Annotated in this window: 11 protein-coding genes; 6 read left to right on the top strand and 5 right to left on the bottom strand. The window is 70.9% G+C overall.

Annotated features, from left to right (window positions below; translation table 11 throughout):
* Nucleotides 1–23: 23 nt before the first annotated feature.
* The 5 genes from ABEA53_RS14655 to sdhC form a co-directional block, all read right to left on the bottom strand.
* Nucleotides 24–1997 carry a hypothetical protein gene (locus ABEA53_RS14655; RefSeq protein WP_345482023.1) on the bottom strand — a complete coding sequence of 658 codons (1974 nt, stop codon included), beginning with the start codon at nucleotides 1995–1997 and terminating at the stop codon, nucleotides 24–26.
* 121 nt (nucleotides 1998–2118) lie between these two features.
* On the bottom strand, nucleotides 2119–2880 hold the full coding sequence (locus ABEA53_RS14650) for a succinate dehydrogenase iron-sulfur subunit (RefSeq protein WP_345482101.1): 762 nt from the start codon (nucleotides 2878–2880) through the stop codon (nucleotides 2119–2121).
* Nucleotides 2881–2926: 46 nt separating this feature from the next.
* On the bottom strand, nucleotides 2927–4747 hold the full coding sequence (gene sdhA, locus ABEA53_RS14645) for a succinate dehydrogenase flavoprotein subunit (RefSeq protein ID WP_345482100.1): 1821 nt from the start codon (nucleotides 4745–4747) through the stop codon (nucleotides 2927–2929).
* A 137-nt stretch (nucleotides 4748–4884) separates the two neighbouring features.
* Nucleotides 4885–5325 carry a succinate dehydrogenase hydrophobic membrane anchor subunit gene (locus tag ABEA53_RS14640; RefSeq protein ID WP_345482022.1) on the bottom strand — a complete coding sequence of 147 codons (441 nt, stop codon included), beginning with the start codon at nucleotides 5323–5325 and terminating at the stop codon, nucleotides 4885–4887.
* Entirely contained in the window at nucleotides 5325–5753 is a 429-nt protein-coding gene (sdhC, locus tag ABEA53_RS14635) for a succinate dehydrogenase, cytochrome b556 subunit (protein ID WP_345482099.1), read from the bottom strand. The genes ABEA53_RS14640 and sdhC overlap by 1 nt, the downstream gene beginning before the upstream one ends.
* A gap of 158 nt (nucleotides 5754–5911) precedes the next feature.
* Here sdhC and ABEA53_RS14630 point away from each other — a divergent pair, with 158 nt between their 5' ends.
* From ABEA53_RS14630 to ABEA53_RS14605, 6 genes are all read left to right on the top strand, one after another.
* The gene (locus tag ABEA53_RS14630) at nucleotides 5912–7063 is read left to right on the top strand and encodes a mannose-1-phosphate guanylyltransferase (RefSeq protein ID WP_345482020.1); all 1152 of its coding nucleotides are present in this window, start codon (nucleotides 5912–5914) and stop codon (nucleotides 7061–7063) included.
* 55 nt (nucleotides 7064–7118) lie between these two features.
* Complete coding sequence (locus tag ABEA53_RS14625) at nucleotides 7119–7535, top strand: cytidine deaminase (protein WP_345482019.1); 417 nt, start codon at nucleotides 7119–7121, stop codon at nucleotides 7533–7535.
* A 156-nt stretch (nucleotides 7536–7691) separates the two neighbouring features.
* Nucleotides 7692–8783: a BMP family lipoprotein gene (locus ABEA53_RS14620; protein WP_345482017.1), complete on the top strand. Its 1092-nt coding sequence runs from the start codon at nucleotides 7692–7694 to the stop codon at nucleotides 8781–8783.
* A gap of 103 nt (nucleotides 8784–8886) precedes the next feature.
* On the top strand, nucleotides 8887–10401 hold the full coding sequence (locus ABEA53_RS14615) for an ABC transporter ATP-binding protein (protein ID WP_345482016.1): 1515 nt from the start codon (nucleotides 8887–8889) through the stop codon (nucleotides 10399–10401).
* Nucleotides 10398–11699, top strand: a complete 1302-nt coding sequence (locus tag ABEA53_RS14610; RefSeq protein WP_345482015.1) for an ABC transporter permease — start codon at nucleotides 10398–10400, stop codon at nucleotides 11697–11699. Before ABEA53_RS14615 ends, ABEA53_RS14610 begins: the two co-directional genes overlap by 4 nt.
* Entirely contained in the window at nucleotides 11696–12970 is a 1275-nt protein-coding gene (locus tag ABEA53_RS14605) for an ABC transporter permease (RefSeq protein ID WP_345482014.1), read from the top strand. Before ABEA53_RS14610 ends, ABEA53_RS14605 begins: the two co-directional genes overlap by 4 nt.
* Nucleotides 12971–12980: the final 10 nt, after the last annotated feature.

Genomic DNA, 12980 nt, shown 5'->3' with positions numbered 1-12980 from the left:
ACGCGTGAGCGACGATGCGGGGGTCAGTCGGCGTCGGTGACGGGGACGAGCCGGCCGAGCATGTTGGGCCCGCCCTTCACGGCGCTGTGGGCGCCGACGAAGATCCAGGCCGGCAGGCCGTCGTTCGTGTCCGACGCGGCGACGGTCGCCATGCCCTCGCCCTCGCCGCCCCAGTAGAGGTCGGCGGAGGTGCTCGCCTGCGCGGTGTACAGCGCGCTGTTCGTCAGGTCGTACTTCTCGACCCGGTTGACCTTCTTCGTGCTCGTGTAGATCCAGAGCTGCTGGCCGACGAGGTCCATGCCCTGCGGCACGCCGCTGATGGACACCGGCGCGGTCGCCGTTATCGTGCCGGCGGGGACGAGCGGGACCCCGTTCTCGTCCGTCTCCGCCGACGGGGTCAGGGTGACCGAGCTCACGCTGTAGGCGCCGGTCGCCCCGGAGAACACGAGGAGGCGCTTGTTCGCGTCGTCGACGGCCACCATGGCGTTGTTGCCGAGGGTGCCCGAGAAGTCGTAGACGCCCTTGATCACCGCGGTCGGGTCGGTCGGCGCGTCCATGCCCCACTGCGGATCGGTCGGGTCGAGCACGAAGATCTTCGTCGGCGTCTTCGCGCCGCCGGTCGCGGCGTAGAGCCGGTCGGTGGTGGTCGAGTACGCCAGCTCGGCGACGTGCGAGATCGGCAGCGGGCCGAGGGACGACATCAGGGTGCCGCCGTCGTACAGGTCGATGCGGGAGGTGTCGTTCCCGGTGTCGTACCCGACGTAGAACATGCCGTTGCGCACCGCGAGGCCCTGCTGGTTGCCCGCGCCCACGGCGAACAGGTCGCGCACGGCGTACGGCAGGTGCTCCTTCGTGACCGTCAGCGCGGCCGTCTTGGTCCGCACGGGTCCCTGCGGCCCTTTCAGCGCCAGCGTGACCGTGTAGGTGCCCGGCACGACGGCGCCGTCGACGGTGGTGGTGCCCTGCACGGTGCCGCCGACCCGACCGTTCCAGGTGAAGACGTGCTGCGTGCCGCTCCGCACCGGGAAGACCGCGGCGATCGTCCTGCCCCGCGACACGGTCAGCGTGCCGGAGACCTTCGCGGGCGAGCCGCCGGACGCGGCGCCGGTCGTCGTGAGCGCCACCGTGTCCAGGCGGCCGTCGCGGACCGGCAGCACCGTCGTCGAGGACCGGGCGATCCGCAGCGCGCCGACGCCGGTCGGCGCGAGGGTCAGCGCGGTGCGCCGCACGGCCTTGCCGCCGCTCGCGCCGGTGACCTTCACCGTGACCGTCGCGGCCCCGAGCGGCAGGGCGGTGACGGGCAGCTGCACCGGTGCGGTGCCGCGCATGGTGCGCGTGACGTGCTGCTTCCCGGCGTCGATGCGGACCGAGCCCGTGACGGGCACGACGGCGTTCGTCTCGTCCTTCGCGGTGACCGTGACGAGCGCCGCGTCGAGGACGCCGTCGGCGTACGGGTAGAGCGTCCGGGCCGCGGGCCGGACGCCGACGTGCACCGGCGCGCCGGTCCCGACGGGCAGCGCGGCCGAGCGGGCCCGCACCGAGTGGTCGGCGGACCGCTGCGCCCGCAGCCGCCAGGTGCCGGCGGCGAGCTTCGCGACGTCGACGCGGACGGACCGGCTGAAGCCGGTCCTCGCGCTCCGCAGCGCGAGCCGCGAGCCCAGGTGCACGGTCCTCTTCCCGCGGACGGCGTCGAGGTCCACCCGGCCGCCTCGACCGGAGAGAATCCGGACGGTCGTGGTGTCGCGCAGGCCGTCCTTCGCGGGCAGCGTGAGCACGGTTCCCGGCGCGAGGACGACCGCGAGGGCGGAGCCGGCGGGACGGGGAGCCGCGGGTGCGGTCGCGGTGGGGGAGGCGGTCGGCCCCGGCGTCGCCGCAGGCGCGGCCGCGACGGGCGGGGCGGCGACGAGCGCGCCGGCGATCGTCGCGGCGGCCACGGCTCCCGCCGCCATCGCGACCCGGATCCGCCTCGACCCGGCGCGCAGCTTCCATCCACTCACAGCGCCGCCACGCTACGGGCGGCCCCCGGTCGGGGGAGCGAGCGACACGGCGCCGCCGGAAAGGGGAGCAGCCGCCCGGGCGATGCCCGGGCGGCTGCTGCTCGTCGTGCGGAGGCGGTCCCTACGCGATCTTGATCTTGTCCGGCCGGCGGATGGTGGCCGCCTTGACCTCGCTGATCGCCTTGGTGATCTGGATGCCGCGCGGGCAGGCCTCGGAGCAGTTGAAGGTCGTGCGGCAGCGCCACACGCCCTCCTTGTCGTTGAGGATGTCGAGGCGCACCTCGGCGGCCTCGTCGCGGCTGTCGAAGATGAAGCGGTGCGCGTTCACGATCGCGGCGGGCCCGAAGTACTGGCCGTCGGTCCAGAACACGGGGCACGAGGACGTGCAGGCCGCGCAGAGGATGCACTTCGTGGTGTCGTCGAACCGCTCGCGGTCCGCGGCCGACTGCAGTCTCTCGCGGCCCTCCGGCGGCGCCGACTGCGACTGCAGGAAGGGCTGCACGGCGCGGAAGGAGGCGAAGAACGGCTCCATGTCCACGACGAGGTCCTTCTCGAGCGGCAGGCCCTTGATCGCCTCGATGTAGATCGGCTTCGTCGGGTCGAGGTCCTTGATCAGGGTCTTGCAGGCGAGGCGGTTGCGGCCGTTGATCCGCATCGCGTCCGATCCGCACACGCCGTGGGCGCACGAGCGGCGGAAGGTCAGCGAGCCGTCCTGCTCCCACTTGATCTTGTGCAGCGCGTCGAGGATGCGGTCCGTGGGCAGCGTGTCCACGTCGTAGTCGACCCAGCGCGGCTCCTCGTCCACCTCCGGGTCGAAGCGCCGGACGATCAGCGTGATCGTCGTGAAGCCCTCGGCCGGCTTGCGCTTGATCGCCGGGTTCATGACCGCGTCGGTCACGCCCGCGGGGTTGATCGCGGTGATCGTCATGTCAGTACTTCCGCTCCATCGGCTGGTAGCGCGTGATCACCACGGGCTTCCAGTCGAGCTCGATGTGGTCGGCGGCGTCGGACGAGTGCGGGTCGCCCGTGAGGTACGCCATCGTGTGCTTCATGTAGTTCTCGTCGTCGCGCTTGGGGAAGTCGTCGCGCATGTGGCCGCCGCGACTCTCCTTGCGGTTCCGCGCGGAGAAGACGACCACCTCGGCGAGGTCGAGCAGGAAGCCGAGCTCGATCGCCTCGAGCAGGTCGGTGTTGAACCGCTTGCCCTTGTCCTGGATGCCGACGTTCCGGAACCGCTCGCGCAGTCCGTGGATCGTCTTCGTGACGGCCGCGAGCGACTCGTCCGTGCGGAACACCTGCGCTGACGCGTCCATCTCGTCCTGCAGCTCCTTGCGCAGGTCGGCGATCCGCTCCGTGCCGGTGGAGGTGCGCAGCGACTCGACGAGCTCGCGCACCGCCTTCGCCGGGTCCTTGGGCAGCGGCACGAAGGACGCCTCGCGGGCGTAGTCCACGGCGTTGTTGCCCGCCCGCTTGCCGAACACGTTGATGTCGAGCAGCGAGTTGGTGCCGAGGCGGTTCGAGCCGTGCACCGAGACGCACGCGCACTCGCCGGCGGCGTAGAGCCCGGGCACGACCGTGTCGTTGTCGGACAGGACCTCGGCCTTGACGTTCGTGGGGATGCCGCCCATCGCGTAGTGCGCGGTCGGCATGACCGGCACCGGCTCGACGACGGGGTCGACGCCGAGGTAGGTGCGGGCGAACTCCGTGATGTCCGGCAGCTTCGTCTCGAGCACCTCGGCGCCCAGGTGCGTGCAGTCGAGCAGCACGTAGTCCTTCAGCGGCCCGGCGCCGCGACCCTCCGCGACCTCCTGCACCATGCAGCGCGACACGATGTCGCGCGGTGCGAGGTCCTTGATGGTCGGTGCGTAGCGCTCCATGAACCGCTCGCCGGAGGCGTTGCGCAGGATCGCGCCCTCGCCGCGGGCGCCCTCGGTCAGGAGGATGCCGAGCTTCGCGAGCCCCGTCGGGTGGAACTGGAAGAACTCCATGTCCTCGAGCGGCAGGCCCTTGCGCCAGATGATGCCGACGCCGTCACCGGTCAGGGTGTGCGCGTTCGAGGTCGTCTTGTAGATCTTCCCGAAGCCGCCGGTCGCGAAGACGATCGACTTCCCCTGGAAGACGTGGATCCTGCCCGTGGCGAGCTCGTAGGCGACGACGCCGGAGGGGCGGGAGACGATCTTCCCGCCCTCGTCCACGTCGGTCATGACGAGGTCGAGGGCGTAGTACTCGTTGTAGAAGTCGATGCCCGCCTTGACGCAGTTCTGGTACAGCGTCTGCAGGATCATGTGGCCCGTGCGGTCCGCGGCGTAGCAGGCGCGGCGCACCGGCGCCTTGCCGTGCTCGGCCGTGTGCCCGCCGAAGCGGCGCTGGTCGATCTTGCCCTCGGGCGTGCGGTTGAACGGCAGGCCCATGTTCTCGAGGTCGATGACCGCGTCGATGGCCTCCTTCGCCAGGATCTCGGCCGCGTCCTGGTCCACCAGGTAGTCGCCGCCCTTCACCGTGTCGAAGGTGTGCCACTCCCAGCTGTCCTCCTCCACGTTCGCGAGCGCGGCGGCCATGCCGCCCTGCGCCGCGCCCGTGTGGGAGCGGGTGGGGTAGAGCTTCGTGATGACGGCGGTCTTCGCCTTCGGGCCCGCTTCGATGGCGGCGCGCATGCCCGCACCGCCCGCGCCCACGATGACGACGTCGTGGCGGTGGTAGAGGACGCCGTCGATCTCGCGCTCGTCCGGGCCCTCGTCCGTCCAGCCCATCGTCTCGCTCGGCCGCTTGCGCGGGGCGCGACGCGGGGTCGCGGTCGCCGCGGCGTCGGGCTGCTCGGGGTGGTCGCGGTGCGTGACGCGCTCGACGATGCGGCGGATGGGCCCGGTCGGGTTCTCGATCCTCGCGTTCATCGGGTGAGCGCCGAGCAGAAGCTGGGCAGCGTGCCCGGAGCGGCGTTGGGGGGGCAGGGGTCGAAGGTCGTGATCACCAGGGTTCCGAGCAGGATGAGCAGGGCGACGGCGACGAGGATCGCGCCCTTGAGCAGGCGGTTCGCCGTCGGGTTCGAGACGTAGTCGTTCGTGATGGTGCGCATGCCGTTGCCGCCGTGGATGAGCGCGAGCCACAGCATCGCGCCGTCCCAGACCTGCCAGAACGGGCTCGCCCACTTGCCGGCGATGAAGGCGAAGTCGACCTGCTTCACGCCCTCGCCCGCGACGAGGTTGATGAAGAGGTGGCCGAAGATCAGCACGACCAGCACGACGCCGGAGGCGCGCATGTAGATCCAGCCCCACTTCTCCACGTTGCCGCGGCGGGCGGAGGTGCGGGGGGCGTCGAAGGTGGTGGCCATCAGCCCGACACCTCCGAGATGATCACCATCAGCTGGCGGGGCGCGAAGCCCGCCATGGTGATGATCCACAGCGCGATGACGATCCAGAACATCGCCCGCTGGTGCTTCGTGCCGACGCTCCAGAAGTCGATCAGGATGATCCGCAGCCCGTTGAAGGCGTGGAAGACGATCGCCGCGACGAGGAACAGCTCGCCGAGTCCCATGATCGGGTTCTTGTACGTGGCGATGACGCCGTTGTACGTCTGCGGCGAGATGCGCACCAGCGCCGTGTCGAGCACGTGCACGAGCAGGAAGAAGAAGATCGCGACACCGGTGATGCGGTGCAGCACCCACGACCACATGCCCTCGTGTCCGCGGTAGACCGTCCCCGCAGGTGCTTTCGGCAGCGGGATGCGCGTCGTCGCGCGCTCCGGCTTCAGCGTCACCATCGTCGTGAGCACCCTTCCCCATCGGTTCCGTGCGTCCTCGATCCTACGTTCAGCGCGGGGGCGCCCCTGCCCAGCGGAGGGGGCGCGCCGGACGGTGAGGCAACGGGGGCGCGGACTGGGGTCTCCGGCGGAAAAGGCCCGATCGTTATGGTTGCGGCATGAGCGACGGGACCATGCGCTGGGCGGGACGCGGCACCGAGCCGGAGGCCACGCGGAAGTTCTACGCCGTGATCCCCGCCGGCGGCATCGGATCGCGGCTCTGGCCGCTGTCCCGGGCGGACGCACCGAAGTTCCTGCACGACCTGACCGGCTCCGGGCAGACGCTGCTCAAGGAGACCTGGGACCGGCTGGCTCCCATCAACGGCGAGGACCGCGTCATGGTGGTCTGCGGCCGCGCGCACCGGGCCGCCGTCGAGGACCAGCTGCCCACCCTGCAGGACCACAACGTGGTGCTCGAGAGCGAGGGCAAGGACTCGTCCGCCGCGATAGGCCTGGCCGCCGCGATCCTGGAGCACCGGGAGCCCGGCGTCATCATCGGCTCGTTCGCCGCGGACCACGTGATCGGCGACGTGCGCCGGTTCCGCCGCGCCGTGATCGAGGCCACCGCGGTCGCGGACGCCGGCTACATCGCCACGATCGGCATCATCCCGAGCGAGCCCGCGATCGGCTTCGGCTACATCGAGGGCGGCGAGAAGCTGGACCTGCCCGGCACGACGTCCGCCTACGTCGCGACCCGCTTCGTCGAGAAGCCCGACCTCGACACCGCGCGGGAGTACGTCGAGTCCGGCCGCTACATGTGGAACGCCGGCATGTTCATCGCGAAGGCGTCCGTGCTGCTCGAGGAGATGGCGAAGACGAAGCCCGCCCTCGTCGAGGGGCTGCGGAAGCTCGCCGCCGGGTGGGACGGACCCGATCGCGGGGTGCTGGTCGACCAGATCTGGCCGGGCCTCGAGAAGATCGCGATCGACTACTCGGTCGCCGAGCCCGCTGCCGCCGCCGGGCGGCTCGCGGTCGTCGAGGGCGACTTCTCCTGGGACGACGTCGGCGACTTCGCGTCGATCGCCAAGCTGCAGTCGGGGGGACGCGGCAGCGACCTCGCGATCCTGGGGGAGCGCGCCCGCGTGCTCGCCGACTCCTCCAGCGGCATCGTGGTCACGGACAGCGACCGGCTGATCACGCTCATCGGCGTCGAGAACATCGTCGTCGTCGACACCAAGGACGCGCTGCTCGTGACCACGAGCGAGCACGCGCAGCGCGTGAAGAGCGTCGTCGACGCACTCAAGCTCTCCGGCCGCACCGACGTCCTGTAGCGGTCTCATCTTTCCGGAGAACCGGCTGCGCCGGATCTCCGGAAAGATGAGACGCATGAGCGATGTGGACTGGGACGCCCTGCGGGAGGCCGCGACGGCCGCGATGCGCAAGGCGTACGTGCCGTACTCCCGCTTCCCCGTCGGCGCCGCCGCCCTCGTCGAAGACGGCCGGGTCGTGTCGGGCTGCAACGTGGAGAACGCGTCCTACGGCGTGACGCTGTGCGCCGAGTGCTCGATGGTGTCCGAGCTCGTGATGACCGGGGGCGGGCTGCTCACCGCCTTCGCATGCGTCGACGGCGACGGGAACGTGCTGATGCCCTGCGGCCGCTGCCGCCAGCTGCTCGTCGAGCACGCCGCGCCGGGCATGGTGCTCGACACGGTCTCGGGCCTGCGGACCATCGATCAGGTGCTGCCCGACGCCTTCGGCCCTCGGCAGCTCGTCGCCTTCGCCGAGCAGCACCCGGAGGGCTGAGCCCGCGCGGAGGGAGGGTCTCGACTCGATAACCATCCGCCCCGGACGGCGCACCCGTGTCTTCGATCGGAACGCGGCGTGGCTACCCTGACCGACGGCCCGCGGACCCACCACCGTGCACCGCGGGTCTCACAGCACCTGACGAAGGGTCCTTCTTTGACATCGCTCACCAAGCGGATCGGGCTCGGCGCCGTGGCGGCGCTCGGCTCCCTCGCCCTGCTCACCGGCTGCGGCCAGGCGCCGAGCAGCACCTCCAGCTCCGGCGCGGCCACCTCGGCGACCTCCAAGTACCTGCCCTGCATCGTCTCCGACCAGGGCGGCTTCGACGACCACTCGTTCAACGAGTCGGGTCTGAACGGCGTCAAGCAGGCCGCGACCAAGATCGGCTCGTCCTTCAAGCAGGTCCAGTCCGCGACCGCGAACGACTACGCGTCGAACATCAGCAACCTGGTCGCCCAGAAGTGCAACGCGATCGTCGCCTCCGGCTTCAACCTCGTCGACGCCGTGAAGAAGTCCGCCGCTTCGAACGCGAAGACCGACTTCGTGATGATCGACGACAACTCGATCAAGGCCGACAACGGCAAGCCGATCGTCTTCGAGACCTCCGAGGCCGCGTTCCTCGGCGGCTACGCCGCTGCGGCGTACTCGAAGACCGGCGTCGTCGCCACCTTCGGCGGCCTCGCGATCCCGCCGGTGACCATCTACATGGACGGCTTCGCCGACGGCGTGAAGTACTACAACCAGCAGAAGAAGAAGAACGTCAAGGTGCTGGGCTGGAACGAGGCGACGCAGAAGGGCGTGTTCGTCGGCGGCTTCCTCGACCAGAACAAGGCCAAGACGATCACCACGAACTTCCTCAACTCGAACGCGGACGTCATCGTCCCGGTCGCCGGCCCGCTCTACCAGGGCGCCGGCGCCGCCATCAAGTCGTCCGGCAAGTCGGCCGTCGTCGAGGGCGTGGACTCCGACCTGTACCAGACGGACACCGCGGGCTACAAGAACCTGATGCTCGTCTCGATCCTGAAGAACATCCAGAACGTGACCTACACCGCGATCACGCAGGCCGCGGACGGCTCGTTCGACAACGCGCAGTACGTCGGCGACCTGAAGAACGGCGGCGTCGGCCTGTCCTCCTTCCACGACTTCGCGTCGAAGGTCCCGTCGAGCCTCACCTCCGAGCTCGACACCATCAAGCAGGGCATCAGCGACGGGTCGATCAAGGTCGACTCGCCCGCGTCCTTCAAGTAGTCCCGGCGCCCTCGGCGCCCGCTCCGGCCCGGCCCTCCGCGATCCGCGGGGGACCGGGCCGTTCGCGGTGCGGGGGAGGGCCCCGACCAGGGAGAATCGCCACGTGAAGCTGGAACTGCGCGGGATCACGAAGCGCTTCGGCGCGCTCACCGCGAACGACCGGATCGACCTCGTCGTGGAGCCCGGTGAGATCCACTGCCTGCTCGGCGAGAACGGTGCGGGCAAGTCGACCCTGATGAACGTGCTCTACGGCCTGTACCAGGCCGACGAGGGCGAGATCCTGCTGGACGACGCCGTCCAGCGCTTCTCCGGCCCGGGCGACGCCATGCGCGCCGGCATCGGCATGGTGCACCAGCACTTCATGCTCGTGCCCGTGTTCACGGTCGCCGAGAACGTCATGCTCGGCCACGAGTCCACCCGCCTCGGCGGGCGCCTCGACCTGGCCGCCGCCCGCGCGCGGGTGACCGAGATCTCCGACCGCTTCGGGTTCGACGTCGACCCCGACGCGCGCATCGAGGACCTGCCGGTCGGCGTGCAGCAGCGCGTCGAGATCATCAAGGCGCTGTCCCGCAGCGCGCAGGTGCTCGTGTTCGACGAGCCCACCGCGGTGCTCACGCCGCAGGAGACCGACGAGCTGATGGCGATCATGCGCCAGCTCAAGGAGACCGGCACCGCCATCGTCTTCATCACGCACAAGCTGCGGGAGGTCCGCGAGGTCGCGGACCGCATCACCGTCATCCGGCTCGGCAAGGTCGTCGGCGAGGCCGAGCCGACCGCGACGAACGCCGAGCTCGCCTCCCTGATGGTCGGCCGCGAGGTCGAGCTCGCGGTCGAGAAGGCGCCGCCGAGGCTGGGCGACGACGCGCTCGTCGTGGAGGACCTGCGGGTCGTCGACCCGAACGGCATCACGCTGGTGGACGGCGTCTCGTTCACCGTCAGGGCCGGCGAGGTGCTGGCGATCGCCGGGGTGCAGGGCAACGGCCAGACCGAGCTGACCGAGGCGATCTTCGGCCTGCAGACCGGCGTCAGCGGCCGCATCGCGCTCGACGGCAAGCCGCTCACCGGGCGTTCCGTGCGCCAGGTGCTCGACGCCGGCGCCGGGTTCGTGCCGGAGGACCGGCAGCACGACGGCCTGGTGCCGGAGTTCACGATCGCCGAGAACCTCATGCTCGACCGGGCCGACGGCGGCCCGTTCGTGCGCTTCGGCGCGCTGCGGCTCGACGACCTGCACGCGTTCGCGGCCGAGAAGCTGAAGGAGTTCGACGTGCGGGCCCAGGGCATCCACACGGCGGTGGGCCGCCTGTCCGGCGGCAACCAGCAGAAGGTGGTGCTCGCGCGCGAGCTGTCGCGCGAGCTGCGGCTGTTCGTCGCCGCGCAGCCGACCCGCGGGCTCGACGTCGGAGCCATCGAGTTCGTCTACGACCGGGTGCTCGCCACCCGCGACGCGGGCATCCCCGTGATCGTGATCTCGACCGAGCTGGACGAGGTGTACGCCCTCGCCGACCGCATCGCGGTCATGTACCGGGGCCGGATCGTGGGCATCGTGCCGGCGGACACCCCGCGCGACGTGCTCGGCCTGATGATGGCCGGCGAGGCCCCCGCGGCGGTGGCGGCGTGAGCGGCACCGGCGAGCAGACGCCCGTCCCGGTGGCGGACACGGGGTCGGAGGGGCAGGGCCTCGAGCCCGGGCAGGTCCCCGGCGCAGCGGTGGCCGCGGTGCCGCAGGAGCCCGGCGTGCAGCGCTTCCTCCGGGAGCTGCTGACCGGGAACCTGCTGCTGTCGGTGCTGGCGGTGCTCGTCTCCCTCGTCGTCGGCGCGGTGCTGATCGCGGTGACGAACCCGCAGGTGCTCGCCGCCTCCGGCTACTTCTTCTCCCGGCCGGGCGACACGATCGCGGCGATCGTCTCGGCGGTGGGCGGCGCCTACGGCTCGCTGTTCCAGGGCGGGGTGCTCGACCTGACCGCCTCCGACCCGCTGTCCGCCCTGCGGCCCCTGCTCGGCAGCCTCGGCTTCGCGACCCCGCTCATCGCCGCGGGGCTCGGCATCGCCGTCGGCTTCCGCACCGGCCTGTTCAACATCGGCGGCCAGGGCCAGATCCTGATCGGCGGCGCGGTCGCCGGCTGGATCGGCTTCGCGCTGCCGCTGCCCGCGGGCCTGCACCTGATCGCCGCGGTGCTCGGCGGGCTGCTCGGCGGTGCCCTGTGGGCCGGCATCGTCGGCGTGCTCAAGGCGCGCACGGGCGCGCACGAGGTGATCGTCACGATCATGCTCAACTACGTCGCCTTCTACCTGCTCGACTACCTGCTGCACACGCCCGTGCTGCAGGCGCCCGGCTCGAGCAACCCGAAGTCGCCCGCGGAGCTGCCCACGGCCGTGCTCCCGTCGCTGTTCGGCCTGCCCGTCAACCTCGGCTTCCTGCTCGCGATCGTCGCGGTGCTCGCGTCCTCCTGGCTGCTGAGCCGGTCGAGCCTCGGCTTCAAGCTGCGCGCGGTCGGTGAGAACCCCGCTGCGGCGCGCACCGCGGGCATCGACGTGCGCCGGATGACCATCGTCGCGATGGTCGTCTCCGGCCTGCTCGTCGGCCTCGCCGGCGCCTACCAGGTGCTCGGCCAGTCGACCGGCGGGTTCGGCAACGACTTCGACGCGTCGATCGGCTTCAACGCGATCACCGTCGCGCTGCTCGGCCGCTCGCGGCCCTGGGGCGTGTTCTGGGCGGGCATCCTGTTCGGCGTCTTCCAGAACGGCGGCTACACGATGCAGGCCGCCAACGGCATCGACATCAACATCGTCTCCGTCGTGCAGTCGCTGATCGTGCTCTTCATCGCCGCCCCGCCGCTGGTCCGCACGATCTTCCGCCTCCCCGCCCCCGGGCGTCCCCGCCGACGTCGATCGAAGAACGAGGTGCGCTCCGCATGACGTCGCTCGAGACCTCCACCACCGGCGAGCTCGTCGGCGCGAAAGCGCTGCGGCGCAGCCTCAAGGCGCCGATCGCGTACGGGGTGCTGACCCTGGTCGCGCTCGTGCTGTTCGTCGTCCTGGGCCGCAGCGGCAACGCGACCTTCGGCCTGTCGAGCAGCGGCGACGTGATCGCGCTGCCGCCGCTCGTGCTGCCGACGCGCGTCACCGGCATCGTCGCCGTGGTGCTCGCAGCGGTCATGACCGCGCTCAGCCTCCGGTACACGACCCGGAAGCAGCCGCTGTGGCTGCCGATCGCCTTCGCGCTCGTGCTCGTCGTCGGCCTGCTCGCCTGGGCGACGAGCGGCAACACGCTGCCCCTCCCGGGGCTGCTCGCCGGGTCGCTCGCCCTGAGCGTGCCGCTGATCTTCGGGGCCCTGGGCGGCGTCATCTCGGAGCGCGTCGGCGTCGTCAACGTGGCCATCGAGGGCCAGCTGCTCGGCGGTGCCTTCACGGGCGCCGTGGTCGGCTCGCTCACGAAGAACCTCTACCTGGGCCTCGCCGCCGCTGCCGTGGCCGGCGTGCTCGTCTCGTTCGTGCTCGCCGCCTTCGCGATCCGCTACCTCGTCGACCAGGTCATCGTCGGCGTCGTGCTCAACGTGCTCGTGCTCGGCATCACGAGCTTCCTGTACTCCGCGGTGCTCGTGCCCGCCTCCGGCGCGCTGAACTCGCCGCCGCAGTTCGAGCCGATCGCGATCCCGCTGCTGTCCGCGATCCCCGTCCTCGGACCGGTGCTGTTCGAGCAGACGCTGATCGTGTACCTCATGTACATCGGGGTGGCGGCGGTCACCTACGGCCTGTTCAAGACCCGCTGGGGCCTGCGGCTCCGCGCCGTCGGCGAGCACCCGCAGGCCGCGGACACCGTGGGCATCAACGTGTCCGGCACGCGGTTCTGGAACGTCGCGCTCGCGGGGGCGATCGCGGGCCTCGGCGGGGCGTACTTCACGCTCGCGGCCGTGCCCTCGTTCAGCCGCAACGTCACGAGCGGCGCCGGCTTCATCGCGCTCGCCGCCGTGATCTTCGGGCAGTGGAACCCGGTGCGGGCCACGCTCGCGGCGCTGCTGTTCGGGTTCGCGAGCAATCTGCAGAACGTGCTGGGCATCCTCGACAGCCCCGTGCCGAGCGACTTCCTGCTGATGCTGCCCTACGTGGTGACGATCTTCGCCGTGGCCGGTCTGGTCGGGCAGGCGCGAGGTCCCGCTGCGGCCGGCAAGCCCTACGTGAAGGGCTAGCGCGGCCACC

Source organism: Amnibacterium soli (assembly GCF_039544415.1).
GTDB classification, from domain to species: Bacteria; Actinomycetota; Actinomycetes; order Actinomycetales; family Microbacteriaceae; genus Amnibacterium; species Amnibacterium soli.
Note: the sequence above shows the minus strand (reverse complement) of the source record. Positions and strands in the feature narration are given on the sequence as shown.